The organism is Haloterrigena sp. H1 (assembly GCF_005938085.1).
GTDB lineage: Archaea > Halobacteriota > Halobacteria > Halobacteriales > Natrialbaceae > Natrinema.
Genome location: NZ_SMZK01000002.1, coordinates 13,251 through 39,788 on the forward strand (window position 1 = coordinate 13,251; position 26,538 = coordinate 39,788).

General features: G+C 56.1%; 22 protein-coding genes and 3 pseudogenes. 13 read left to right on the forward strand and 12 right to left on the reverse strand.

Translation table 11 applies throughout. The features are described from left to right. Nucleotides 1–356: 356 nt before the first annotated feature. Nucleotides 357–2,111 (reverse strand): transposase, encoded by a 1,755-nt coding sequence (locus E2L06_RS15360; protein ID WP_138782586.1) that lies wholly within the window; start codon nt 2,109–2,111, stop codon nt 357–359. Between the two features lie 105 nt (nt 2,112–2,216). Between E2L06_RS15360 and E2L06_RS15365 the strand changes: the two genes are divergently transcribed. After that, nucleotides 2,217–2,564, forward strand: a complete 348-nt coding sequence (locus E2L06_RS15365; RefSeq protein ID WP_226778710.1) for a hypothetical protein — start codon at nt 2,217–2,219, stop codon at nt 2,562–2,564. Between the two features lie 292 nt (nt 2,565–2,856). On the opposite strand, the gene E2L06_RS15370 is transcribed toward E2L06_RS15365, so the two are convergent. Further along, the gene (locus tag E2L06_RS15370; RefSeq protein ID WP_138782046.1) at nt 2,857–4,611 is read right to left on the reverse strand and encodes a transposase; all 1,755 of its coding nucleotides are present in this window, start codon (nt 4,609–4,611) and stop codon (nt 2,857–2,859) included. Nucleotides 4,612–4,716: 105 nt separating this feature from the next. Here E2L06_RS15370 and E2L06_RS15375 point away from each other — a divergent pair, with 105 nt between their 5' ends. The 5 genes and pseudogenes from E2L06_RS15375 to E2L06_RS15395 form a co-directional block, all read left to right on the forward strand. Beyond that, complete coding sequence (locus E2L06_RS15375; protein WP_226778710.1) at nt 4,717–5,064, forward strand: hypothetical protein; 348 nt, start codon at nt 4,717–4,719, stop codon at nt 5,062–5,064. 261 nt (nt 5,065–5,325) lie between these two features. Next, nucleotides 5,326–6,468, forward strand: coding sequence for a tyrosine-type recombinase/integrase (locus tag E2L06_RS15380; RefSeq protein ID WP_138782587.1), 1,143 nt, complete (start codon nt 5,326–5,328; stop codon nt 6,466–6,468). After that, a complete protein-coding gene (locus E2L06_RS15385) occupies nt 6,461–6,667 on the forward strand; it encodes a hypothetical protein (protein ID WP_138782588.1) in 207 nt (68 codons plus the stop codon). The genes E2L06_RS15380 and E2L06_RS15385 overlap by 8 nt, the downstream gene beginning before the upstream one ends. A gap of 105 nt (nt 6,668–6,772) precedes the next feature. Continuing rightward, entirely contained in the window at nt 6,773–9,856 is a 3,084-nt protein-coding gene (locus E2L06_RS15390) for a PAS domain S-box protein (RefSeq protein WP_138782589.1), read from the forward strand. Between the two features lie 78 nt (nt 9,857–9,934). Next, nucleotides 9,935–10,147: pseudogene (locus E2L06_RS15395) on the forward strand (IS6 family transposase); the annotation flags it as partial. On the opposite strand, the gene E2L06_RS15400 reads toward E2L06_RS15395, so the two are convergent. The 3 genes and pseudogenes from E2L06_RS15400 to E2L06_RS15410 form a co-directional block, all read right to left on the reverse strand. Next, complete coding sequence (locus tag E2L06_RS15400) at nt 10,140–10,670, reverse strand: hypothetical protein (protein WP_138782590.1); 531 nt, start codon at nt 10,668–10,670, stop codon at nt 10,140–10,142. The pseudogene E2L06_RS15395 and the gene E2L06_RS15400 overlap by 8 nt on opposite strands. Continuing rightward, entirely contained in the window at nt 10,667–11,269 is a 603-nt protein-coding gene (locus E2L06_RS15405; protein ID WP_138782591.1) for a helix-turn-helix transcriptional regulator, read from the reverse strand. Before E2L06_RS15405 ends, E2L06_RS15400 begins: the two co-directional genes overlap by 4 nt. A 71-nt stretch (nt 11,270–11,340) precedes the next feature. Further along, nucleotides 11,341–11,505, reverse strand: a pseudogene (locus tag E2L06_RS15410) (SWIM zinc finger domain-containing protein); the annotation flags it as partial. A 209-nt stretch (nt 11,506–11,714) separates the two neighbouring features. Between E2L06_RS15410 and E2L06_RS15415 the strand changes: the two are divergent. Next, entirely contained in the window at nt 11,715–12,530 is an 816-nt protein-coding gene (locus E2L06_RS15415; protein WP_394348745.1) for an IS5 family transposase, read from the forward strand. On the opposite strand, the gene E2L06_RS15420 is transcribed toward E2L06_RS15415, so the two are convergent. Then, nucleotides 12,511–13,854 carry an ISH6 family transposase gene (locus tag E2L06_RS15420; RefSeq protein ID WP_138782593.1) on the reverse strand — a complete coding sequence of 448 codons (1,344 nt, stop codon included), beginning with the start codon at nt 13,852–13,854 and terminating at the stop codon, nt 12,511–12,513. The two genes, E2L06_RS15415 and E2L06_RS15420, sit on opposite strands and share 20 nt — an antisense overlap. 541 nt (nt 13,855–14,395) lie before the next feature. Here E2L06_RS15420 and E2L06_RS15425 point away from each other — a divergent pair. The 6 genes and pseudogenes from E2L06_RS15425 to E2L06_RS15450 all read left to right on the forward strand — a co-directional run bounded on the left by E2L06_RS15425 (nt 14,396) and on the right by E2L06_RS15450 (nt 20,358). Further along, nucleotides 14,396–15,583 carry a Cdc6/Cdc18 family protein gene (locus tag E2L06_RS15425; RefSeq protein ID WP_171052403.1) on the forward strand — a complete coding sequence of 396 codons (1,188 nt, stop codon included), beginning with the start codon at nt 14,396–14,398 and terminating at the stop codon, nt 15,581–15,583. Between the two features lie 243 nt (nt 15,584–15,826). Then, the gene (locus E2L06_RS15430) at nt 15,827–17,206 is read left to right on the forward strand and encodes an ATP-binding protein (RefSeq protein ID WP_138782595.1); all 1,380 of its coding nucleotides are present in this window, start codon (nt 15,827–15,829) and stop codon (nt 17,204–17,206) included. A 174-nt stretch (nt 17,207–17,380) separates the two neighbouring features. After that, nucleotides 17,381–17,470: pseudogene (locus tag E2L06_RS15435) on the forward strand (IS5/IS1182 family transposase); the annotation flags it as partial. 99 nt (nt 17,471–17,569) lie between these two features. Then, on the forward strand, nt 17,570–17,809 hold the full coding sequence (locus E2L06_RS15440) for a hypothetical protein (protein ID WP_249361460.1): 240 nt from the start codon (nt 17,570–17,572) through the stop codon (nt 17,807–17,809). A gap of 65 nt (nt 17,810–17,874) precedes the next feature. Beyond that, nucleotides 17,875–19,692 (forward strand): SWIM zinc finger domain-containing protein, encoded by a 1,818-nt coding sequence (locus tag E2L06_RS15445; RefSeq protein WP_138782597.1) that lies wholly within the window; start codon nt 17,875–17,877, stop codon nt 19,690–19,692. Between the two features lie 177 nt (nt 19,693–19,869). Beyond that, nucleotides 19,870–20,358 (forward strand): hypothetical protein, encoded by a 489-nt coding sequence (locus E2L06_RS15450; RefSeq protein ID WP_138782598.1) that lies wholly within the window; start codon nt 19,870–19,872, stop codon nt 20,356–20,358. A gap of 91 nt (nt 20,359–20,449) precedes the next feature. On the opposite strand, the gene E2L06_RS15455 is transcribed toward E2L06_RS15450, so the two are convergent. From E2L06_RS15455 to E2L06_RS15480, 6 genes are all read right to left on the reverse strand, one after another. Beyond that, on the reverse strand, nt 20,450–21,727 hold the full coding sequence (locus E2L06_RS15455) for an RNA-guided endonuclease TnpB family protein (protein WP_138782599.1): 1,278 nt from the start codon (nt 21,725–21,727) through the stop codon (nt 20,450–20,452). A gap of 87 nt (nt 21,728–21,814) precedes the next feature. Continuing rightward, a complete protein-coding gene (locus E2L06_RS15460; RefSeq protein WP_138782600.1) occupies nt 21,815–23,059 on the reverse strand; it encodes a hypothetical protein in 1,245 nt (414 codons plus the stop codon). After that, nucleotides 23,056–24,045 (reverse strand): hypothetical protein, encoded by a 990-nt coding sequence (locus tag E2L06_RS15465; protein ID WP_138782601.1) that lies wholly within the window; start codon nt 24,043–24,045, stop codon nt 23,056–23,058. The genes E2L06_RS15460 and E2L06_RS15465 overlap by 4 nt, the downstream gene beginning before the upstream one ends. 87 nt (nt 24,046–24,132) lie before the next feature. Further along, nucleotides 24,133–25,110, reverse strand: coding sequence for a SprT-like domain-containing protein (locus tag E2L06_RS15470; protein WP_212750784.1), 978 nt, complete (start codon nt 25,108–25,110; stop codon nt 24,133–24,135). Then, a complete protein-coding gene (locus tag E2L06_RS15475) occupies nt 25,110–25,949 on the reverse strand; it encodes a hypothetical protein (protein ID WP_138782603.1) in 840 nt (279 codons plus the stop codon). Before E2L06_RS15475 ends, E2L06_RS15470 begins: the two co-directional genes overlap by 1 nt. A gap of 3 nt (nt 25,950–25,952) precedes the next feature. Beyond that, nucleotides 25,953–26,513 (reverse strand): plasmid pRiA4b ORF-3 family protein, encoded by a 561-nt coding sequence (locus E2L06_RS15480; protein WP_138782604.1) that lies wholly within the window; start codon nt 26,511–26,513, stop codon nt 25,953–25,955. Nucleotides 26,514–26,538 lie beyond the last annotated feature (25 nt).

A 26,538-nucleotide genomic window follows, 5' to 3' on the forward strand; every position in this document is an offset into this window, starting at 1 on the left:
CAGTAGCCAGATGACGTATTTTTCGTAGTTACTCGGTATCCTCGACAAGTCTGATTGATTTTTGAGGTATTTCAGCGGCTGATCTGGGACTGAGAGGGCGCTGAGGTCATCGAAAACTGGAGATCCCGTTCAGCAAAACCGGGCTATTCGCAACTACCACGTTTCTGGGATGTAGAGCGTCTACAAACGAGCTTCGGAGGAACCAAATAAAATCCGAGTAGATATCTCTCGAATCCTATGTCGCAATCCTTGGTTCGCTAAGCAAGATGTGCTGAGCAGCGTTCAACACACGATTTAGGAGATAGAACGCGAGTCCTGCGGCTTGCCGCAGGCGAGCCACACCGAGTGCTTTCCGCTTAGCCACCTTGTCGGAGTGATTGACTGACCGCCCGGACGAATGTCCTGGCGGTCACGACCGGCGGCGATCTGATCTCGCGATCTGTTCCGAGCTTCACCAAGTAATCGGTAAGCCTCCAGAGATTGTACAACAATGCTGCGAACGTGAAGCTGAACAACCGAACACGATAGTCCTTCGAGGACGTCTTGGGAAGAAACGCTTTCACCGACTTGTACTGATTTTCGATATCCCAGCGTCGGCTGTAGCTGTTGGTGACGTGCATGATCTCCTCGGGAGCGACGTGATCACGGTTGGTCACGAACACGGCATAGCTTCCGTCAGCTTCCTCATCAGTCGCTGGTACGTACAGGAACTCTGCGGTGTGGTGGAGTTCGCCATTAATGGCGAACGGAACATCGTTCTTGACAGCGGCGTCAACTCCTTCTTTGCTCTTGATTTTCCCGATTGCCTCGTAATCGTCTTCATACTTCGGCACTGGCGTCATGTACACAAGCCCGCGGTCGTGAATCGTTGCGTACACCTCGTTACTGTAGAATCCCCGGTCTAGGAGCACTTCGTCGAGATCGACGTACTGCTGGGCTGTGTCCAGCAGTACGTCAACCACATCCGCCTTCGAATCGGCTGGCGCATCTTCTGGTTCCCACGCAGAGCGTTCCTTGACTGGCTCGATACCCAGGATGATTGGGACATCGTTCCCGACGATCGTGATCGTCGCGAACGTATACCCGTGCTTGATTTCACCGTCTTCTTTGTACCCGCTAACCATCGGCGGATACTCTGCTTTCGGGATTTTCTCGTCCTTGTCGATCCACGGCCAGACGTGGTAGGGAACGTGTGTGAAGTCGACGGCCGCCACAACGTGGCGGTCGTCGAAGGGATCCTCGTGACGAATCGTCTTGAGGATATTTTCGGTCGCCGCGTTGAACGAGGCCATCACAGCCTCTCGATACAGCTCAGTGAACGCGACGATATCCTCAATCTGCAACTCCTGAACGGAGCGCGTTACTTCCTCGTCGGATGGCGTCGCAAACTGCTTGATTACTCGGAGAAACGTCGAGTCGTCACAGATCTCGTTCTCCTCAAGGAACCAGCCAGCTTCTCCCTCTGAATGAGCGCTCCCCTGCGTGAGACACGCGTTGGAGAACAGATCAAGGATCTGTTCATCCTCATAGACCCTGTTGTCGGCTCTATCGGAGTCGAACTCGGCGAAGCCGTGTCGGCGAGCGAGTTCGACGACCTTACTCCCGTGCTCGCGCACGTGTGCGCGAGACACTGTCGAATCGGATGTACCGTCGCTTGCTTCCTTTTCATCCAGATTAATTGGAATGAGTGCCTCCGAAATAACGTCGTGATCACGTGCTTCACGAGCTATTCCCTTCGCAGCGGCCTCAAGCGTAGTCTTGGTCTGCTCGCTGAATTGGTTCCAAGCGTATGAGAGATTCTGCTGAGTCGGCACCTTGTTCAAACCTAGCTGTTTCAGCAGTGCTGGACGGTTCTCAAGCCGATCTGCGACCTCGCTTTGGGCGAGGTCGTAGATCGTCTGGTAGATGTAGACTCGTGCCATTGACTCGGTTCCGAACGAGACTTTGTGCTGTTGTCGAGCGTCAGTTAGTCCATCCACGGGAATCGAGACGTCTCCAAGTACACGCCAAAGATGATCAGCTGTTTCACAGACTTTCTTGGCGTGGATGACGATCGCCCCCGCCAAAGCGGGGGCATCGTCATCAACTGCAGGAGTGATGTTAGATGCCATTAGCAGTCAGTCCAGATACTGAAACCGAAGGAGAGACTCCCCATTAGGGCACCTCATTTGGACCTACGCCGAACGGTTATTTACGCGCCAAGAGCTACTTGGAGTATGGCTCAAGATGGATCCCTTGTTGAATCGCTTCCAGACCGCCCACTCAAGGATACTGAGCGTGACTCACTCGAACGACACGAGAGCATCCAGTCAATAATGCCTCAGACGACGAAATTTGATCCGGAACACGGGATGGTTATGGACACCGCGATGTTCATTGGCTACGACTGGGTGACAGCCGTGACCTACGAAGCAGGTCACGGCTGGAGGGTTGTCTACGAGAGCGGTATGGAAGATAACATCCTCTCAGATGGGTTTCTGCGAAGCGAGGAACTCTACGAAGAGCATCCGATTCAGCAAGGAATGGACGCTATGAGCGCTGTTGCCTCGGAAGACGAAGAATAGTTTCTTTTTCAAACAGCTTCTCTGAGGACGATCGGAACGGGTGTCAGCTGTATGGTGGTTTGTAGAATTTGAGATCCCGAAGTTGTGAACTACCACGCTTCTGGGATGTAGAGTGTCTACAAACGAGCTTCGGAGGAATCAAATAAAATCCGAGTGGAACTCTCTCGAATCCTATGTCGCAATTCTTGGTTCGCTAAGCAAGATGTGCTGAGCAGCGTCCAACACGCGATTTAGGAGATAGAACGCGAGTCCTGCGGCTTGCCGCAGGCGAGCCACACCGAGTGCTTTCCGCTTAGCCACCTTGTCGGAGTGATTGACTGACCGCCCGGACGAATGTCCTGGCGGTCACGACCGGCGGCGATCTGATCTCGCGATCTGTTCCGAGCTTCACCAAGTAATCGGTAAGCTTCCAGAGATTGTACAACAATGCTGCGAACGTGAAGCTGAACAACCGAACACGGTAGTCCTTCGAGGACGTCTTGGGAAGAAATGCTTTCACCGACTTGTACTGATTTTCGATATCCCAGCGTCGGCTGTAGCTGTTGGTGACGTGTATGATCTCCTCGGGAGCGACGTGATCACGGTTGGTCACGAACACGGCATAGCTTCCTTCAGCTTCCTCATCAGTCGCTGGTGCGTACAGGAACTCTGCGGTGTGGTGGAGTTCGCCATCAATGGCGAACGGAACATCGTTCTTGACAGCGGCGTCAACTCCTTCTTTGCTCTTGATTTTCCCGATTGCCTCATAATCGTCTTCATACTTCGGCACTGGCGTCATGTACACAAGCCCGCGGTCGTGAATCGTTGCGTACACCTCGTTACTGTAGAATCCCCGGTCTAGGAGCACTTCGTCGAGATCGACGTACTGCTGGGCTGTGTCCAGCAGTACGTCAACCACATCCGCCTTCGAATCGGCTGGCGCATCTTCTGGTTCCCATGCAGAGCGTTCCTTGACTGGCTCGATACCCAGGATGATTGGGACATCGTTCCCGACGATCGTGATCGTCGCGAACGTATACCCGTGCTTGATTTCACCGTCTTCTTTGTACCCGCTGACCATCGGCGGATACTCTGCTTTCGGGATTTTCTCGTCCTTGTCGATCCACGGCCAGACGTGGTAGGGGACGTGTGTGAAGTCGACGGCCGCCACAACGTGGCGGTCGTCGAAGGGATCCTCGTGACGAATCGTCTTGAGAATATTTTCGGTCGCCGCGTTGAACGAGGCCATCACAGCCTCTCGATACAGCTCAGTGAACGCGACGATATCCTCGATCTGCAACTCCTGAACGGAGCGAGTTACTTCCTCGTCGGATGGCGTCGCAAACTGCTTGATTACTCGGAGAAACGTCGAGTCGTCACAGATCTCGTTCTCTTCAAGGAACCACCCAGCTTCTCCCTCTGAATGAGCGCTCCCCTGCGTGAGGCACGCGTTGGAGAACAGATCAAGGATCTGTTCGTCCTCATATACCCTGTTGTCGGCTCTATCGGAGTCGAACTCGGCGAAGCCGTGTCGGCGAGCGAGTTCGACGACCTTACTCCCGTGCTCGCGCACGTGTGCGCGAGACACTGTCGAATCGGATTTATCGTCGTTCGTTTCCTTTTCATCTAGGTTAATTGGAATGAGTGCCTCCGAAATAACGTCGTGATCACGGGCTTCACGAGCTATTCCCTTCGCAGCGGCCTCAAGCGTGGTCTTGGTTTGCTCGCTGAATTGGTTCCAAGCGTATGAGAGATTCTGCTGAGTCGGCACCCTGTTCAAACCTAGCTGTTTCAGCAGTGCTGGACGGTTCTCAAGCCGATCTGCGACCTCGCTTTGGGCGAGGTCGTAGATCGTCTGGTAGATGTAGACTCGTGCCATTGACTCGGTTCCGAACGAGACTTTGTGCTGTTGTCGAGTGTCTGTTAGTCCATCCACGGGAATCGAGACGTCTCCAAGTACACGCCAGAGATGATCAGCTGTTTCACAGACTTTCTTGGCGTGGATGACGATCGCCCCCGCCAAAGCGGGGGCATCGTCATCAACTGCAGGAGTGATGTTAGATGCCATTAACAGTCAGTCCAGATACTGAAACCGAAGGAGAGACTCCCCATTAGGGCACCTCATTTGGACCCACGCCGAACGGTTATTTACGCACCAAGAGCTACTTGGAGTATGGCTCAAGATGGATCCCTTGTTGAATCGCTTCCAGACCGCCCACTCAAGGATACTGAGCGTGACTCACTCGAACGACACGAGAGCATCCAGTCAATAATGCCTCAGACGACGAAATTTGATCCGGAACACGGGATGGTTATGGACACCGCGATGTTCATTGGCTACGACTGGGTGACAGCCGTGACCTACGAAGCAGGTCACGGCTGGAGGGTTGTCTACGAGAGCGGTATGGAAGATAACATCCTCTCAGATGGGTTTCTGCGAAGCGAAGAGCTCTACGAAGAGCATCCGATTCAGCAAGGAATGGACGCTATGAGCGCTGTTGCCTCGGAAGACGAAGAATAGTTTCTTTTTCAAACAGCTTCTCTGAGGGCGATCGTAACGGGTGTCAGCTGTATGGTGGTTTGTAGAATTTGAGATCCCGAAGTTGTGAACTACACCGCTCGGAGAAGCTATAGCGCTATATAATTTATAGAATATGGTTTTGCACGCTCGAGCACCCGAGACTGTCGAAATCAACCGCGAGAGTCGTTTTCACATTCACTTGGTTAAAAACAAGTTTAACCAAGGGACTTTACGAGGGTCGACACTGTACCCCACATACGAATGTCTGGATCAACGGAACGAGGGGCTTCCTCCGGGGGGACAACCGTCCACGAGGCCATCGAGAGCTACCTGCGCTATAAGATCAACGCCGACGGGTCAAAGACGACCATGCGTTCCCCACTACGTGAGTTCGCTGACCACTGTCGAGACGAGCGTGATCTCGAGTTCGTCGACGAGCTCACACCCCACGATGTCCGCAGTTATAGCGAGCACCTCTACGACCGCGTCGTAATCGATGAGGACCTGGCGGCTTCAACCGCTCACAACTACTTCGCGTACGTCCGGGCCTTTCTCTCCTGGTCGGTGCGAGAACAACACCTCGAGTCGAACCCGGCGAATACGAACACCGCGATGGACCCGCTGCCAGAGGACGACGGGAAACGCAAGCGCCAGTACTGGAGCGCCGAGGACCGCGAGACGTTACTCGAGTATGCCACCAAGCGCGTGGGCATGGCTCTCGAGGGAACCATCCGGACCGATGTAGAGGCGGCCTTTCGTGACCGGGCAATCGTCGTCATGCTCGACGGGACAGGGGCGCGTGGTGCTGAGTTGTTCGCCGATCCAAAAGACGATAAACGAAACGGCCTCCGGTGGAAGAACGTCGATTTCGACGAGCAGCTGATCGAAGTCTACGGCAAGTCCCGTGAGTACGAACAGGCCCCGTTCCCCGCAAGCGTCCATGATGTCCTCAAGCGCTGGTACCGGGTGCAAGAGCCGACGACCGAAGCGTGGCCCGTCTTTCCGACCGGTCACTACGGGTCGAAAAAGCGCACGCTCGAGGATGCACTCGGCGAGAAGGAAGTCTCTCGGGCGCTCGAGGAGAGGGGTGACGCCGGGAAGACCGAGGTGCTCGACCGTCAACACCGTGAGCACGAGGTTCCGCCGCCGTCGATCTCGAAAGAGGGCGTTCGCCGACTGCTGAAACGGCTCACCGACGAAGCCGGGATCGATCCGGACGGCGAGTACGACTATCTGACGCTGCACGGCGCTCGGCGGGCACTCGGACGAGACCTCTATACCAGCGGGATGTCCGAAAAGGCTCAGGAAGCGTTACGACACAACTCGATAGAGACTACCCACGAGGCCTACGCCGACGTCAAGATGAAGGACGTCTCCGATTCGATCGACGACGTTCGTGGCTGAGAACGAACTTGAGACACTCCTTACTTTTCGATTCTGGAATGCCCCCGTGGTGTTTGTTGACGAACTATTTAAACGGTCTGCCAAAACAGGCCTCACACTGCTGATGTTCGTTGGCTTACCAGATGTGAGCGTAGACAAGGACAAAGCGTTGGGTGAGGAAAAAGTAGTGTGGTATCAAGTAACTACCACAGATTCTTAATACTTCCAAAATCTACTATTTTTCCAATGTCGAAGAGTACTACAGAGTATCGGAAGACCAGTGATCCACTTTAAGAGCTGTATTTAGGCTATTAGGGTATTAGAAATGACAGAAACCACCTTCCCGATCCAGGAAGCTAAACAGCAACTTCACCAAATCATTCGAAGAGATGCCCCATTCGATCAAAAAGCCCGCGAGGCAATAGCACTCGGATCGCAGTATCTCGACACGAATGTCGGCTATCTCAATCGGATCGACCAAGAAACCGATTACATAGAGGCAATCATTACGGTCGATATAACTGATGAGGATCCCATTCAAGATGGGGAGAATGATCTCAGTAAGCGGTACTGTCGTGTAGCTATCAAAGACGACGAACCGCTCGCACTTCACGACGCTCCCGAACAGGGATGGGACGATGACCCCGCGTTCGAAACGGGAGGTGTCCACACTTATCTTGGAACTCCGCTTATCATTGACGAAAACCTCTATGGGACGGTCTGTTTTGTGGCTGAAAACGCCCGTTCCGAACCGTTTAGCGAGACCGAGGTGCAGTTTGCGGAATACATCACTCGGTTGCTTGAACGGGAACTCGACCGAGAGGAAGTTGCGACTCAACTCACGAATCAGACCAACCTTTCCATTGTTCTGAATCGGGTGTTACGACACAATCTCCGCAATGACCTCACCGTCATCCGGGGCTATACAGAGCTTATTACCGATCAGATAAATAATAACGATACTGCCGAAATCCTCCTTAGCGAAATCGATGGCCTCATGCAATTGACTCAGAAGGCCCGTGAGCTGGAAGATGTCATCTCGGCTAGCTCCGATCGACAGCACACAGAGGTTGGTCCCTTCATTGAGGAACTCTCCGAAACAATCGCTCAGGATTATCCGAATGCATCGATCTCCGTCGAATACGATGAGGAAATCCATGCAAGTGTCTTAGAGAACTTCGACCGGGCTATCGAAGAACTCATCAGAAATGCTGCCAAGCATAGTGGCGACCACCCCACAGTCACAATTGAGATCGAATTAATTCCAAATGCCGTCAAGATCCGGATTCAAGACGATGGTTCGGGACTCCCCGAGCAGGAAGCGAAGGTTCTGACCGAGGGTGAAGAGACACCCCTCACCCATGGGTCCGGATTAGGACTGTGGTTGGCCCACTGGATTATCACTAGCCACGATGGTTCCATTGATCCAGACGTCACCGAGAACGGGACGACGATGACAGTCTCTATCCCTCGTAAGCCCACCGTTGGTTTCCAGCAACAGCTTACAGAACTCACACAATCGCGTGACAAGTATAAAACGACCTTCGACAAGGCGAAGGACATGATGGTTGTTCTCAATGATGAGGGCCGAATCATCGAGGCAAATCCTGCAATGGGATCCATTGTAGGGCAGGACACGCAGGAGTTATTAGGTCGGTCAATGTCGGAATTTCTCTCTAATGAGCCCGATTTCGAAGCCGAATGGCGTGAATTCTTGCAGACCGGGAATAAACGAGACACATTGACGATTGTCGACTCTGATGGGGTGGAGCGGATACTCGAATTTTCGGCGACAGTTGATATTATTCCCGGACAACATCTCTTCCTCGGTCGGGATGTCACCGAACAGAAGCAACGTGAAGTGGCGGTACGCGAGGCAAAACAGCGACTCGATCTAGCCCTTGACGGTGCCGACGCCGGCGTGTGGGACTGGAACATGGAAACCGACGAGGTGACTTGGGACGAGACGATGGAACAGCTGTTCGGTCTCGAAACTGACACGTACGAAGGGACGCTCAACGCGTTCTTCGAGCGCGTCCACCCGGATGACCGGAAAAGACTCGATATCGCCATCCAGACAGCCATTGAGGAAGATGAGCGGTTCGAAGCCGAGTACCGCATCCAGCGTAACAATGGCGGGCAACGCTGGGTGAACGCCCGCGGTGAACTATTCTCCAATGGAGGGGCCGACCAGATGGTCGGTATCGTTACTGATATCACAGAGCGCAAGGAGCGCGAATACGAGTTAGAATCCCTAAAAGAGCGGTACGAAACCTTATTGGACGCGGCTCCGGACCCCGTATTCATTGGGGATACCGAGACTGGAGAGATTATCGAAGTGAATGCCGCTGCTGAAAAGTTGGTCGGTGAACCGCGTGAGGATATAATCGGCCGACATCAATCCGATCTCCATCCTTCAGATCAGTCTGAGCAGTACCGCCAATTGTTCGAGGAACAGGTTGAAGAGGGCAAAATGAAGGGGCAACTACCCGATGGATCTCAAATCTATATCGTAACAGGCGATGGGGAGCAGATTCCAGTCGAAATTAGCGTCGACACGGTATCGCTTCGCGATGAATCGGTCATATTTGGCATCTTTCGAGACATCTCAGAACGGCTTGAACGCGAGGCGGAACTCGAGTCGAAAACGCGGGCGATCGACAAAGCCCCAGTTGGGATCGCATTGTCCGATCCGAACAAGGAAGACAATCCACTTACATATGTAAACGAGCAGTTCAGTGAACTTACTGGATACAATAAAGAAGAAATCCTTGGAAAGAACTGTCGGTTTTTACAGGAAGACGGAGCCGATCCGGAAACTGTATCGACAATTCGGCAGGCTATTGAGGAACAGGAGCCGGTGACAGAAATCATCCGAAACTATCGGAAAGACGGCACCAAATTCTGGAATCAGTTGACGATTGCGCCGATTACAACCGGGAGCGGTGAACTGGCCAACTACGTCGCGTTCCAGGATGATGTGACCGACCAGATTGAACGCGAGCAAGCCCTTGAAGAGACGACACAACGGCTCGAAGCTATCTTTGAAGCCTCCCCAGATGCAATTGTCGGACTTGACAAGGACGCAACTGTCGAATTGTGGAACGATGCAGCTGAAGACATGTTCGGGTACACTGCAGATACGGTAATTGGCGAATCAATTCAGTCTGTTGGGTTACACAGTGACGAACAATATTCTGAATTACGAGAGCGCTTCAAGCGTGCTTTAGAGGGTGAAACGCTCACCAATCATGAAATACAGCTACGGACGAAAGATGGCGAGCGAAGCCATCTACGTATATCCACGGCACCTATCAAGAACAAGTCTGGAGAAATCACGGGTGTAATGGGCATCGCCAAGCGAATTGTAGGAAATATGAGCAGTACCTCCGCTGATAGAGATTATTGACTCTGTTGAAGTTCTTTTCTTCATATATAATGTATAATGAAACAGCCAGTAGATGGGAACTGCGAATCGAGCATTAGAATCGATGGGTCGCACTCGTTGCAGGATGCGTGTCAGCGCCACGGCTTCGATTTCAGATACGAGAAACACGGAAATCGGAACGCTGTCGAACGTGTCTTCCGGGAGACAAAACGCAGAACCATCTGCTTCTCAAACTGTTTTAACAACGCCGACGCAGAAACCGCCGACGACTGGCTTAGATCGTTCAGCTTCGCATGGAATCAGCTTATCTAAACACTACCCTCCGAGGAGTGAACCACTTTAAGAGATCCTCAATGAAGCGGAAGCCGTTCACGTACGTGACTGAATCACCGTACCCCTCACTAGCGAACACGCTCTCAGCTCCTTCACCGGCAAGAATATCGGTCGTGTAGATGTACGCCTGGTCTGCCCTCCCCTCCACGAACGCCTGAGCGGCGACTCCAGCGAGCGCTGGATCCGCACGTTCGATATCGCCGGCAGGGCGATCATCCGCGTTCGCGATGTACCGCTGGACACCGTCCATCGTCCGTGACACTAGCGCGTTCGTATACTTCAACGGCTCTGAGACTCGTGCCCACCCCTCGTTGATTGCCGTGTCGATTGGCAGAGTATCGACATCGGAATCGTTGACGGCCAGTTCATCGTAGACACGCTCGGGGAGGACGAACGTGATATGGTTCCGGCGAGCGAACGCTCTGACCACGGAATACCGGCGATTCGAGGATTTCCCTATTGCTGCGAACAGGCCAGTATCCGCGATGTGGATGGCGCTCACGTGTCGTCGCCGATGATGTCTCCATTGACACCCTCGATATCTGCGACCGACGCGCCTGCCTCCTCAATATCGAAATGCTTGTGGACAATGGGCCGGAGCCCTTGAAGGATGATCTCGGCCGCAAGCGGCGAGATATCGAGATCACGGGCCATCAGCCGGTGGGTGACCTCTCCCCTCTCCCGGTCTACGGTGTAGGTCAGTGCTGTCGCGAGGCCCGCGATTCCGTGCCGATCGATGTATGTATCGATGTCATCGTCGGTTGTTCGGCGCCCGACGGCATCGATGAGAGCTGGCGTGATCGTGTATTCTCGGGTCTCATTGGCAGCTGTGACGGTCAGGTCGATGTCACGAGCGACATACGTTCGTGGTTGCTCGTTAGTTGTCGCCTCGAGGACGCCAGCGTCAACCAACCGGTTGACGTAGGTGTATGCTGTCCCCTGCGCGAGGTCGAGGGCGTTCATCATCTCCTGAACGGTCACTTCCTCCTCCTGATCGATATACGCGTACAGTTGAGCGAGCTGTGGCTCCTCAAGCAGGTCCGCGACCGAGAGGAAGTCGCGGATGACGTCGCCGTTGGCTCGGTTTGACGTACGTGACATGGCTTTGGTCTTGATTACAGTTTACAGCGAAACAGTAAAAGGTGTTTGGGTCACTCCTCCGTCGCCGCGACGAGATGCTGCTCGAGGTCCCCAGCGGAGACGTCGTCAAGTACCACTTCGATTTGGTCGCTCACATCGGCTGGCGGATCTGTAGCAAGGGAAAGCAACACCGCCACGACATGCTTGCAATCACCCGCACCGTCGTAGGGGCATGTACACCGCGTGTTGATATTGTTCCCGCAAAGTCACATCGTACAGAGTGATTGAAAGACTGAGAAGGCCAGTTTGGGAGGATAGATGTTGAGAGAGTCTGTTTTCTCTGTTGCAGGAAGACCCAGACGAGAGATAGAGTACGTTTCCGCTGTTCTTTCGGCTCTGTTTAATCGCTAGACGGCGTCGAGTTGAGTCGTTAGAATCACTGTGTTGAAGCGGAAGACCGGAAATTGTGCCAACCCAAATCTTCCGCTTCACCGAACGCTGTGTCTGGATTGCTAAAAGAGTTGCTGACGATACGGACGAATCCGCCGCCCCGGAAGGTGGCGGCAGATTCGCCGATTATGCGATGATTCCGCTTCACTGCTTGCGAATTTACCTTGGGACGTCCTATCGGATGACCATTGACATACTGACGGAGATGCCACGAATAACCCGGGAGATCGGCCTTGAACCGGCCGATCTCCCTCATCCATCCACGCTATGTCTAGCGTTCGATAGGCTCGAAATGCGTGTGTGCCGAGTGCTGCTGCGCTATTCAGCGCAGCTGCACGAGACCGGTGAGATCGGCGCGATCGACGCAACGTACTTCGACCGCTCCCGTGCAAGTCGCCACTACTGCCGACGGACAAACTACCGCGTTCAGACGATGAAAGTGACGAAGCTCGTCGATACAGAGACGCAAGCGATTCTCGATTTGCACTGTACTACGACGTGGGAAGGGAGTGATGCAGAGATCTGTGAGCAACTCGCCCGCAAGCACGCGGGCGAGTTGCGCGTCCTCACGGCGGACAAGGGCTATGACTGTAACTGGCTTCGAGAAGACCTCCGAGAGCTCGACATTCGGCCGTTGATCAAGCACTGCGTCCATGCACCGTACGATCACGCGCACAACGCGCGGATCGATGACGAACTCTACGGCCAACGGGCAATGTCAGAAACCGTCTTCTCTTCTGTCAAGCGCTCGCTGGGCGTCGCCCTGCGAGCGCGAACCTGGTACCGAGAATTTGGTCCCGTCCCAAACTCGTCTAGAGTTCGCCTCTGGTAGCGTCAACTGACACCTCCATTGTGATGGCTGTTTTGGCTGATCGCTCGAGCAGTTCGTCGGCGAACGCCGCGAACTGCTCGGGATCGGCATACTGCACCAAATTCAACCAGAGAAGTGACTCTAACCCTGCTTCTGACCACTGCATCCATTGATTCTTACACCGCTTCGAAACTTCACCCATGGCTCGTTCGACCACGTTTGACGTCCACGGAACCTGCTGTTGATCAAGCGCGAGTTCCGCGAACGTCACGGTTGCTTCTGCCCATTCCCGGAGGTACGCCGTAGCTTTCGGGGAGTCTTGACGCTCTAACCTCCAGGCTTCCTTCCCGAGATTCTCGAGCGTTTGGTCGATCCGCTCGCGGATCGCCAAACGCTCATTCCTCGGTGCATGGAGTGCGACAGAGTTCTTCAGATGGAACAGATCATCCGTAACGCCAGAGACGATCGCTTTCCGCTCGGAGAGCGGAAACGTATCGTCTTTCCAGAGCTTGTACCCGAGCGTTCGACCAACGTGAACGAGATCGAGCTGGTGAGATCGGTCACCACTCTCGAACGCATCGACGAGTGCCTTTTCGGCGTCACTGACGACCGTGGCGTCGTCAGTGACCGCCTCAGTCTCTTCGAGGGCTTCTGCTGTTTCATCCCAGGATTCGTTGACGTTGACGTCTAAGAGTGTGGTTTCTGTGTCGTCACCCTCGGCCGTCTGCCCGAGGGTGACGTTGACATCATGGTAGGTGCAGTGATCCTGCTGGCTATGACACTTCGTTCCGTCAGGAACGACAGTGTCTGCATTCGTCCCAGGAAGCCGATCACGAACGAAGTCACCGAGCTTGCTGCCGTATTCACGGACTCGGCGGTTGACCGTCGTGATCGAGGGCATGGGAGTGAAGCCGTCGCCGTGGGCGACGGCATCACGATAGCTGAGCGAAGTAGCGAGTTCGGCAGCCTGGAGCGAGATATCTTCTTGATAGATGCGCTGGCCGTCGAAGTCGATAAGATCCTCGAGCGGACGGAAATAGGTCGGGTTGCCGTCGGTGGCAGCAGTGTCTTTGACGTGGTGGAGGGTGAATTCGTGTTCTCCTGCGGTTGTCACAGCGGTTCGTGTGGAGGTTCCTGCGCGCTGGAAACGGCAGTCGCCGTTTCCGCGCGCGTGTTTCTCACCACAGTACGCCTCGACGAGGCGCTCGTCGAGGCTTCTGACGAGCTCCTCGAGGATAGTGGCCTCAAGCTGAATCTCGGTAAGAGATTCAGCGAGCGTGGCGAGCGGTAGCGTTTTGTCTTGGGCGATGCTAACTGCGAACCGCACGTTGATTTCGGCGTGCATGGGTCACTTCGGGCTGGATACCAGAGGTGACCCTGCTTCCACAGGAGTCAGTTACGACTCTAGACGAGTTTGAGACACGACCGAGAATTTCGTGAGATCGCGCTGATGTGTGCGGTTTACAACATCAAGAAGGCCGCAAAACAGGAAATTCCGCTCCCCTCATGCGATTAAACACGGCCGTTCTTTCGCACGACAATACCCCCTCCCTCCCCTTTCTCTCTTTATTCTGATAGATACAAACATTCAAGACCGCTTGTTCAAAACAAGAACCGTACTGGGCTTCGAAGAGAGCAAGCGAAGTAAGTGAGCGACCGCTCTCGATTGTCCTGATGGGGATTTCTCGTTGCCCCCATATCCCACGCGTCGTCCTTTTTGCCGAGGATTCTCGGTGGTTGGTCTGTTTCTTCCTTCGCAGCCGAGAACAGCGGAAATGGACTCTCTTTCTGTATTTAAAGAAACCAGACCACAGGAAACAGAGGAAACAGAGGAAACAAAGGAAACCTACTATTTATCAATCTGGACGAACGTACCGGAGTCAAGGATGCCCAAGCCTAGAGAGAATCCGTTGCTCAACTTCGGTGAGAGTGTATTTTCGAACCGTGACGCACTCTCGGAGTCGTACGAGCCCGATCGCATTCTCGAGCGGGACGAAGAAATCAATCAGTATGCGGCCGCTCTCCGTCCGATCGTTGAGGGATCGACGCCGGACAACATCATGGTCTACGGCAATACCGGGGCCGGTAAGACCGCGGTGACGCGGTATATGATCGATATGATGTATGAAGCGTGCGAAAACAGCGGAAATGCACTCTCTACGGTCTTCTTAAACTGCAACGAGATGACCGCCTTCAAGGTTGTTCGGACGCTCGTCAATGAGCTTCGCGACGAGGATAAAGACGAGTTCCCTGCGCGCGGGCTCTCGACGCGGGACGCCCTCGACGCGTTGTACGAGGAGATCGACAATCGGGAGGGGACGTGTATCTTGATCCTTGACGAGATTGATCATATCGAAAACATCGACTCACTGCTCTACGATCTGAGTCGGAGCCACTCGACAGGGAATCTCGAGCACGCGACGGTCGGAATCATTGGGATCTCGAACGACTATACGTTTCGCGATATTCTTTCGTCGAAGACGAGAGGAACGTTCGCCGAGGAAGAACTCGACTTCACGCCGTACACTGCCAACGAACTGGAAGCAATCCTTCGCGACCGGGCTGAGATTGCGTTCCGCGACGGTGCGATCACGGAAGCGGCGATCAATCTGTGTGCGGCGATCGCAGCCCAAGACAGCGGTAATGCTCGTCAAGGGCTTGATATCCTCCATGCTGCGGGGAAAGAGGCTGATAAAAAGAACGACGAGCAGGTGACTGAAGTGCATATCCGAACGGGTAAGCGCAATGTCGAACGCGGGAATATTGAGCGACGAATAAATAGCCTCACCGTTCAGCAACAACACATCCTCTACACCCTCGCGCTGCTGGAAGCTGACGGCCAGACACCGGCCAGAACAAAGGAAATCTACTCTCTATACACCTCGGTCTGCGAGCAATCCGGGCTCGATCCGCTCTCGACGACGCGGAGCGTACGGGAACACCTTGACAAGCTCTCGATGCAGGGGTTCGCTGATCAGATCCTTCGAAATAAAGGGCGGGACGGCGGGAAGTACCACGTCTATGAGTGTTCGATGCGGGCCGATATTGTCCTTGAGATAGATTTACGGGAGTGATCACCAGTTGTACCGGACTGGGTCTGTGAGGTGTCGCGTGTTATCACGAGGTCGAAGCTGAGGTACTCGTTTTGCCTTCTCTATAGAGTTCCTCCCAACATGGAATACTACCCGCTTCAGTACTCCGATTCCAAGAGTACGGAGAGTGTCCTGTAGCCAGTTCCAAAATAGCCTATTTCAGAATAGCCTATCTTGAGATAGGCTACTCGGAAGTATTATCCTCTGGTGGGATAACGTATTGATATGGAGCGCTTCGTCAACCGGGAAAAGGAGCTCTCACGTCTCCGCAGGTGCTACGACTCCGATGACGCTGAGATGGTCGTCATCTTCGGCCGGCGGCGTCTTGGGAAAACGCAACTCGTCCAGCACTCGCTTGCCGAGCGCGACGACGCCGTTGTCTATCAGGCTACGGAAACCACTCCACAGATACAACTCAATGAGTTCGTCGACGTCGCTGCCGACACGTTTCCAGGGATTACGGATATCAAACAGAACTGGGAAGCACTCCTGGGGTATCTCGGCGACCGAGACGGGATCGTTGTCCTTGACGAATTTCCCTACCTGATTGACGCCGATGAGAGCCTTCCCTCGGTCATTCAGCGGTTATGGGACCAGCGATTCCAAAACACATCGGGAACACTCATTTTGGTTGGCTCATCGATCAGCATGATGGAAGAAGCGACGCTCCTTGGGAACAGTCCTCTGTACGGGCGTTTCACCGAGAAACTTGATCTGCGGCCGCTCGAGTTCACCGCTGCACAAGAGTTCCTTCCAGACGAGTACTCCCCAGAAGAGCGTGTTTTCGCGTGGGGGATTTTCGGTGGCGTCCCATACTATCTCGACGGTATCGATCTCAATCAGGACCTCGGGACAGTCCTCACGAAGGAAGTGCTCTCTCAGAAAGGGTACCTCCACAACGAACCAGAATACGTCCTCCGAACCGAACTCACAGACCCGAATCGGTATTTTGCGATCCTCACTGCAATAGCCGCAGGAAAGACGACCTCGAACGAGATTGCCCAAACGGTGGGAATCGACGGGAAACAAATCTCGACGTACACTCAGAAGTTAGAGCGGTTGCGGCTCATTGAACGGGAAGTTCCCATCACTGAGGAGAAAGCGAAGTCACGCCGCGGACGCTATCGAATCCTGGATCCCCTCTTTCGCTTCTGGTTCCGCTTCGTCTACGGCAAAGAAGATCGATACGAGCGTCTAGGTGAGGACGCCTACGAAGCAGTTATCGAACCAGAATTGCCTGATTTCGTCAGTCAAAAGTTCGAAACGCTTTGCCAGAATGCACTCCCGAACCTGTATCCAGAGAAGTTGTTCCTCGACATCGGCCGCTGGTGGTACAAAGAACATGAAGTGGATGTTGTCGGGTTCACCACAGACGGAACGATGGTTGTCGGTGAATGCAAGTTCACTAATTCGCCACTGGACTACAGTGCTCTGTCATCACTCGAAGATCACGCGTCGAAAATTCGCTGGACGCCAGACTCCGGTGAAGTTGACACGGAATACGCGTTGTTCACACGAAGTGGCGCAACACAATCAGTACATGAAGCCGTGTCCGAGCGTGACGATATCCAATTATTCAACTTAGATGACGTTACTGGCTCATAGTGAATGGAGTATTTGTTGTGAGTGAAAGACCGTGAATCCCTCGGTCAAGCGCTCGGACGGCTCGAGTGATCGGGGTTTGGTTTGAATACTCGTTTCGGAAGCGTTCGCTCGAGTCACCGGATTCGAATAGCGTACCGGCGTAGCCACGATTCAGAAGTGACGCAGACCACTCCCGCCGTCCGAGCGCGTGAATGGTACCGCGAATTCCGTGAGATTGTCCTGATGTGTCTCGTCTATAACATCAAACAGTACGTAACCTGCTGAGTCCAACGCCGTATGGCGATTCAATAGAACCAATCGACCCCAATTCGGGAAATCCTGAAGAGGTGCTACCGCGAACGAACAGCCAAGGCCGACTACATCGTGGAACTCAAAGACTCGGTCTTTCGCGAGACACCACTCGCGGAGGCGAATTTCGATGAGGATTCTCGACTTGTGTTCGGATCGAAAGAGGACGCAGAGAAGTGGGTGACTGAACAGAACCGAGAACACACGAGCAGGGGGCAACTCACGCTCCACACCGCCCATCCGGCCGACACGTCGGATGTTGACGCCTACGTCGTCTTCCAGCCGGTGAAAGGCGTCTGGGTTCCAGATTCGTAGGCACACGGCCCCAGCCGTCCACTACAGTATTACTACGGACCCAGGGCAATAGATACGTTACAAGGATGGCGAGTTCCGACCCGACACTCACGGAGGCAGCAGTCCGAGATCTGGCACGCCCCCAATCATACGACCGGGGGGAAAACTACTACGACGAGGGTGCCGTCGTTGAGCTCGTCCGGCGCGGTGAGACGATCCGAGCGGCGGTTGAAGGCAGCCAGTACGAGCCCTACCAGGTGCGGATCGAGCTCGACGAAACCGGGGTCGTCGACACGGCATGTTCCTGTCCATACGATCACGGTGGGATTTGCAAGCACCGTGTAGCTGTCCTCCTGACGTACGTCTGTGATCCCGACAGGATCGACGAGCGAACGCCAGTCTCCGAACTGGTCGCCGACGCGGATCCCGAGGATCTCCGTGACGTTCTTGTCGACCTCGTCGAGAGTTACCCGGAGTTGGCAGAGCAGGTTGAGTCCCGGCTCGAACCACTAGACATAGGAGATGAGGGTGACGACGCTCGCGACCGCACGCCCGACATCAATCGGGAGTCGATCCGCCAGCAGGTGCAGTACATTCTCCGTCCCACCGAGGGACGTAGCGCCCACGCGTACGACCCGTATGAGGCGGTCGAAACTGACGTCGAGAAGTTGCGAAACCTGCTCGACCAGGCACGGACAGCCGTCGAGACCGGCGACGGCGAGACGACACTGGATATCCTCGAACCGCTGGTCGACGAACTCATGGACGAGGAGTGGCTCGCTCTCTCGTACGACGATTCGCACGCGATCTTCGAGTTTTTCGACGAGGTCGACCGAGTGCTGGCCGAGGCATTGCTCACGGCCGACCTCTCGGAGGCCGAGCGTGTCGACTGGGAAGAGCGGCTCTGGGCGTGGGAACAGGAGATGGAAGGCTATACCCACCAGCCACCGTACAGCGTCGCCCTCGAAGCGGCACAGCGGGGCTGGAACTTCGAGCCGGTCCAGCGGGCGATGCAGGGCGACATCGGCTACGCGGACCTCTGGGAGGGCGATCCGCCGTGGTACGCCGAGGACTTCGTCAGGGCCCGCCTCAACGTCCTCGAACGCCAAGACCGCATCGAGGAGTACCTGAATCTGGCGGAAGCTGCGGACCTGATCGACGACTACGGGACCATGCTCGTCGAGGAGGGACGGATCGACGAGGCGATCGAGTACGGCCGACACAATCTGTACTCCCCGGACGAGGCACTCACGCTGGCCAAAGCCCTTCGAGAACACGACCGGCCGGAGGCCGCCCTGGAGATCGCCCAGCACGGATTGACCCTCAACGACAGCAGCGAGCAAGCGGAGCTGGCCGAGTGGCTCCGCGACCGGGTCAGCAGCATGGGCGAATCCGAGATTGCGCTGGAGGCAGCCATTGCCGCGTTCGACGCTTCGACGACGCTTGCGGCCTATCAGGCTACAGAGGAATTCGCTGGCGAGGAGTGGCCAACCGTCCGCGAGGAGCTACTGGAATCGCTTGCAGACAAGGACACGAGACAGCGGACTGCGCGACGGCACGTCGAGATTTTTCTATACGCGGAGCGATACGACGAGGCCATTGCCATTGCGGACCGCTTTTCGGATTACAAGGTCGTGGAGCCGGTTGTCGAGGCCGTCTGGGAGGAGCACCCCCACTGGACGATCGACGCCTGCAAGGAGCAGGCCGAGCCGATCATCGAGGAGGGACAGTCTCAGCAGTATCACCATGCGGTGGACTGGCTGGAGTACGCGGGAAAGGCAGCCCAGGCGTCGGGAAACCTCGACGAGTGGCGTACCTACGTGGAGGACTTACGAGACGAGCACTATCAGAAGTACAAGTTGCGACCGATGTTGGAGGATCTGTTGGAGGAGTTCTCGTGTTGATCCGAAACAGGTGAAGCGTGGACAGAGATACCAGAGACCGCTCTCACCGCGCCGGACGGGCCTGACGTCAGTCTGTGCTGAAAGAGCGGATAGAGAGCGATGGGGCAGTCTCCTTTTGGCTCCCGGCTAGCACCTCGTGCGATAGCCTTCTCTGTCTTCGTGGATACACTTCAACCGATGCAAACCGAGACGTGGATCGGGCGAACGATCATCGACCAACTCACTACCCACGACAGACGCTACAAACACGATTACGGTGGCGTCGAAAAAACGACCGATGACCTCGTCTCAGCCTGTGTGAAACTCGATCTCATCACGTCAGGGGACGAACCCGGACTTCCATCGATAGAGCAGTTTTTCACAGCGGACGCGGATCTCGAACCAGAGGTCGAGACGACACTCGAATCACTCGAGGAACGGGGCCTGATTGAGCGTGTTGGGGAGCGCGAGCGGCTTGGCCCACCGCTCGAACCGGGTGACTACGAGACTACAGTTCTCTGGGAGCCGACAGTCGATGGACGGGCCGAAGCGAGCGCAATTCGCGAGGCATACTCCACAAAGGTCGAAGCACTCGCGGAATCGCACGGCACAGAATCAGACGAGTTCAAGGAACAAATCGTGACGCTCGCCAGAACGTACGGCATCCTCCCGAACTACTTCGGATGAGATCCTGATCGAGGCTCAGATCCCGGCTTTCTCCAGCTCGTCGAGAAACGCCGGCCGATTCGAGTACTCGTCTCGCAGGAACGACAGTGAACTACCCCGACCTACTCGCCGCCTTCGGCGGCTCCTTGAGGGCGGGGCTTCCCGTTTCAACGACACGACTTGCAGACACGGAAACCGAGTCCACAGCGGTCGCAGTCTCTGCAGGCGTAGATTCGGAGTGAACCACTCCTAGTGTGTTGAGACCACGCGACAGCACGTTCACCGACGCGTTCCAATCCCTGTCCAGTTCGAACCCGCACGCTGGACACGAATGCTCGCGTTTCCAGATGGGCTTCCACGTCGAAACGCCGCACGAGGCGCACTCCTTGGTCGTCCCGCGCGGCTCGACTTCCTTGACGTGACAGCCGTTCTTCTCGCCGTGGTGTTTGAGGATGGTAATGAAGTCGCGCCACCCGACCTCGGCCTTGTTCCGTGCATTCTCCGGCGATTCGAGCATCTCCTTTACGGAGAGGTCTTCGACGAAGACGGCGTCGTACTCAGTGGTGTAGAAATGCGCGAGCTTGTGCTTGAAGTCTTGCTTCTTGTTTGACATCCGGGCGTGGACTTCCGCGACACGGCGGCGTTGCTTCTCCCAGTTGTGTGATTCGTACTCTTTTCGAGAGAGCGAGCGTTGCTCGCGTTCGAGCCGCTCGCGGTCAGCGGACAGGTCGAGCCGCTCGATCGAGCGCCCATCCGAATCGTGGATAAAGTTGAGCACACCGAGGTCAAGACCCACGGTGTCATCGGGATGGATGTCTTCGACGGCGGATGTCTCGGGTGTATCAGTCTTGATGCAGAACGAGACGAACCACGCGCCGGTCGGCTCTTTCTTGAGAGTCACCTCTTTGATTTGCTCGTGGTCAGGGAGGTCTCGATGGAGGCGAATCGGAATTTCGCGAGTTTTGCCCTTAAGTTTCGTGAGGATGAGGAGTCCGCGTCCGTTCGGGCCACTCTTCTTGTCGAGTTCGAAGCCTGATTGGCGGTACGTGAAACTCCTGTACTCTCGGGGCTTTTTCCAGTTCAACGATCCTACGTTGTAGCCCTTGGCTTTGAGCTTCCCGAGGTTCTCGATGTTGTCTCGGATGCGCTCGACGGCCTTCTGCAGGACGGTGGAGTAGACCTGTTTCAGGTCTGGCCACCAGTCTTTCATCGTGGGTAGCGTGTCGCGGATGCTCCAGACGCGCTGGCGGAGCGTGCCCGCGTCGTTGGGAATTTTGTTGAACTCGCAGAGTGCGTGGTTGTAGGTTTGTCGCACGATGTTCCGAGTCCAGTCCATCGCTTCGCGTTGCTCGGTGGTTGGGAGCAATCGAAAGCGAGGGCTGTATATCATCCGATGTGTCTCTATGTACGATAGATTCTACGGTAAAGATTCTGGTTGTCCCGTGTTTGAGACTCGTGCGGATGCCGTATCCCCGCCCTACTCGCTCTTTCCGATCGCTCCTTGAGGGCGGGGGCTTGGCACCCTCACCGCCACCGCTAAATTTTCGAACCGTCGGTCACGTCCCAGCGTCTGTATCGTCTGGAGGTGTTCGGCGACCTGTCTGTAATACTTGCGACGACTCGCGTCGGTAGCGGCCTTCTTGATTTCGCGACGATACGCATCGAAGTACGCAGCGGGATCGTGGGCTCCGAGTTGGTCGATGTAGGCTTCGAACAGATCGAGATCGTGGGCGTTCGTGACTGTCTCGAAGGCGTCTTCGATCCGATCCTCTCGCAGGTGGATTTCGATGATCGTGTCGGCGTCCGTCTCCTCGTACTGATCGACAAGGAACTCACAGAGCCCGACTGTATCTGACCCAGAGAATGCCTCAGTCCCGTACTCCGCGACGGTAATAGCGGCCTCCCGTTCACCTTCCTCCACTAGGAGGCGAGCATATCGGAGACAGAGGTGTCGAGATGCAGGATAGTGTCGGTTGAGGATGCCTCCGAGTTCTGCCTGCTCGTCGATGCGGTCGAGCAGTTCCACGTAGCCGCGCAGCCAGGCGGTTTCGGTGAATCCGTCGAGTAACTCCTCTTCGTTGGCGTGGGTAGTGAGATCACCGCGTCGCCACGTATCCGCATCCTCGTCGTACTGGCCACCGTAGAGTCGATCGGAATCGAGCTGTTCGTCGAGTCGATCCCGCAACAGGGACTGCCAGTAGCGATAGTCGTCCTCGGTCGTGCACAACTCCCAGAGCGCCTCTCTGAAGTGCTGGGGGAATCCTCCCTCCTCGTGTTCGTTGATCCACTGGTCGAAACAGTATTCGATGTACTCGTGTTTCTCCTCGTGCGGGAGGTTCGCCTCACGGATAGTGGTTGCGTAGCTCGCGATGGCGTCCTGAAAGGTTTCGTCGTGTTCGAAGCCACCCCGATGAGGATCGAACTCGTGGAGGTGATCGCGCCCCGCCTCGAATATCGCACGATAGATGGTCGCAGCGTCGCGGTATCGCCCCTTCTCGATATACGACTCTGCCCGGTCTTCGTACGTGGTGAAGTTTGGTGCAGACTGGTACCCGTATTTGGTTTCGATTTCGTCTCGTAGTTCGTAGACATCGAGATCCGACGTGTCCAGAAAGGAATGAAACCGCCGTTCAAGGTCCGGGTCGGCTGCCAATTCCCGGACGAGAAACGTTCGGAGTACCTCCGGCGGCGTCTCTTCGAGTTTCTTCTCGATGTCGCTCATATCTCCATGTCGCTGAACGTCCAGTCTTCGCCCAGTCGCCGGTGGAAACCCTCGGTTTCGATCGTCTCTCGCAGCCGCGACCGAACTGCCTCGTCGAATTCGAACCGGTAGTCCAGCTCCTCGCGAAGATCCCAGTACCGGGGAATTTTCGGCGTTGAATCGTGATCGACCGTTGCCAGAATCGACGCCAGTAGGCATCGGTCTTCGTAATCGATTTGCTCGTCAGTGAGCAACGCGTCGAGCAGGTCGGCCGCGGCGTGCTGGTCGGCGTAGAACGTATGTGGGAGCACGCCCCGCACCCAGAACAGTTCTTCGGTGACGACCTCTTGGACGTGGTCTGCAACCGAGTGCTCGGGATGGCCGATCCCCCAGCCGTAGGTGAGTGATTCCTCCCCGCTGACGTCTCCCGTCGACTCCCAGAACGACCCGAGATACACCAACGCTTCGACGGGGATTGCCGCAACGCCATCGTTCAGTCGCGTCCTGATGACGTGGCGTCCGACCACGTTCTCGATGAACGGGCTCACGAGGGTCTCCTCGGCTGTATTCTCGCGCGAATAGGCATCGATCACCTCTGTGAGAAAGTCCCAACCCTCGCGCGTGGCGATTTCGTCGAGAGCCGCTGCGGCCGGCTCGTAAAACGCCCAGAGGATCCCGCGATACGTGTCGTAGTCTTCTCTGTCGTGGTACTCTCGGAGCTCTCGCTCGTACCGGCCGATCAACCCGAATGCAGCGTCGACGTCTCCCTGGGCAGCCTCCTCGAGCGTGGTTTTCAGCCCGTCGCTCGCGGCTTCAAGCCCCCGCTTCTTGCGCTCCGAACTCCGTTGCTGCATGTTGGAATCGAGTGCGTCCGAAATCGAATCGAGGAACGCGTCGAACGACGACAGCGGGTCCTCGCTTTCTGGCTCATCGGTCGGACAGTCGTGCAGACGAAGGCGGCTTAACGTGTTGAACGTCTCGCCGCAGGCGGGGCATTCGTGTGGCATCGTTCGTGTTCGTCTGGATATGCGAGGAGGAGACGTATCTGTGTTCGGGGATCTCCTCCCACGGAATCCGAAAGCGTGGCGATACGGTCACTCCAGGTAGTTCGTTTCCGGATCGATGGTTTCGGGTCGCTCATCCGCGAGATAGGCGACCGTTCGCGTGTCACACTCCTCACACCGGTAGCGTTCGGGCTTTCGGGTCTGTTCGGTGTGTTGTCCGTATCCCGTGCTGAAACAGCCGTTGGGACAGGCGTGGACGATGCGCGGTACCTGCCAGGGGACGCTCCCGACGTGACACCGCCCAGGTTCGAGCTCGGTCGGACTGTCGTCGATGCCGCAACTGAGGAGTGTCGTGTCACACTCCGGACAGGCGTACAGCCAGGGATTTTTGATCCGCTTGGTACGCCGCTGGTAAGGCCAGGCCGTACAGCCGTTCGGACAGGCCAGCAGATAGCGGGCAGTGCTTCTGGCGTCGTCTGGCTCATCCTGGTCATCGGGTGTCCGCCACGGAATGCTATCGACGTAACAGGTCCCCGGGTCGGGATCGGCTGGCCGCTCGCCGACATCGTAGCTGACCGGGCGCGTCCCACACTCGTCACAGGTGTACTGCCAGGGCTGTTTGATCCGCTTGGAGCGCTGGACGTATCCGCGCTCGAAACATCCTCTTGGGCACGCGAGCACGTACTCCGCGTCGACGGTATTGTCTCCCTCGTAGCGGGCGACCGGATCCGCGCCTGCCCGGCGTGCTGCGGTCTTCCACGCGTCGCCGTGGGGCTGGGCGTCTGGACCGACCGTCTCAAGCACGTACGCGTGTGCGACCTCGTGACGGACGGTATCGCGCCACCGGTCGTCGCGGCCATCCTCGAACAGCCGGCGGGCGATCCGGATCTCGTATTCGACTGTGGTCTCGGCGTCGCGGTCAGCAGCGGAGAGCCGACGGTACTCGCCAAGCTTGCGGCGAAAGGAATCAGTGACGTCGACTCGGATCGCGGCGGGATCCAGCGTGTCGAACCCCGCCCGATCGATCGTGGCCTCGATTTCCTCATGAACGTGCGTTTCGTATTCCATCATGTGTCGTTCGCAGGGCCGTATTCGTCTGCAGCGCGTTCCAGATTGAACCGGTAGGAGTCATCGAAGTGTCGGAGACGGCCGGGGTTGATCGACGAGCCAATGACGGCGAGCAGTCGCTCGTGTAGGTCGTCGGACATTTCCACCTGGTAGTCGAGTTCGGTGTCTGGCTCCCAGCACTGTGGAAAGTCCGGGAAGTCCTGTTCGAACGGCGCGTGCAGACAGCCAACGAACACGAGATCCTCAACGACATCCGGCGATTTGAGAAGCTGTTCGAGAAGGTCGATTCCGGCCTCGGGGTCGGCGAACGTGGCGTGTGTGAGTATTCCCATCGCCCACGAGTCGTCGTCGCTCTCAGCACGTTCGAGGGCCCGATCGAGGACGGCGACCTTCGGGTGACCGACTGCCCAGCCGAACGCGGCGGTCGATTCCCAGGCCCACTCGCTGTCGTCCTCGACCGTCACGTCGGCGAGGTACTCGAGTGCCCAGGTCGGAATGGTGTCGACGCCCTCGCGGATTCGCGTCCGGATCACACAGCGGGCGACGACGTTGGCGAGTATCGACGAACAGTGGTGATCGCCGACCCCGGGCGGGTACGCATCGACACACTCCTCGAGAAACGTCCAGTTGATCCCGTTGGCGGTCGCGGCGGTATCGACGAGGTCGATTACGTCTTCGAGATACTGATCCCTGATCTCCTGCAACCGACTCCAGCCACCGCGATCGAGTGCAGTCTGTATCGACTGGTTCCAGGCGGCAAGCAGGCTGTAGACGTCACTCTGTTCGTCGGGCGTCGCGTACTCGAGTGCGCTCGTCAGCGGAGCGATGTCGCGTGGCATAGCTTACTGTTCGTCCAGATCGGGGTACTGTGGCGGTGCCGCGCCCTGTTCGTCGACAACAACCGGATCCCCCTCCAGCGATCCCTCCTGCATGTCCTGGAGTTCGATGTAGTGTTCCCAGTTGTCGCCCATATCGAACGTGTAGGAGAGCGCGCCCAGCGTGTCCGGATCGAGTTCGTCGATCGTTGTCTCCGCGGCGTTGCCTTCTGGCGGCGGATTCGACTGGAGGTCGCGAAACCGCTCTTTGGCCGCTTCGGTGGCGTCGTCGGGTACAGCCTGCTCGATGAAGCGGTCGATTTCCGCGTCGTCCATCGGTCGCCAACTCGGACCGCCCTCGTAGAGCTGTGAATGGACGTAGCTCCGGGTGCCGATTCCGTGTTCATCACGTGTGAGAAACTCGTAGGCGTGGCTATCGTAGCGGTCGAACGCGTCGAAAATGGCCTCGTGAAGATCCGCCAGGCTGTTGGACCCGCCAATCTCAATCTCTCGGTAGACTTCGGTCTCAGACTTGAACTCCAGTGGTGGGTTCGGCAACAGCAGGACTCTGAATCTGTAGATTGTCATACGTCCCCTTTGTGTTCCCTCATGT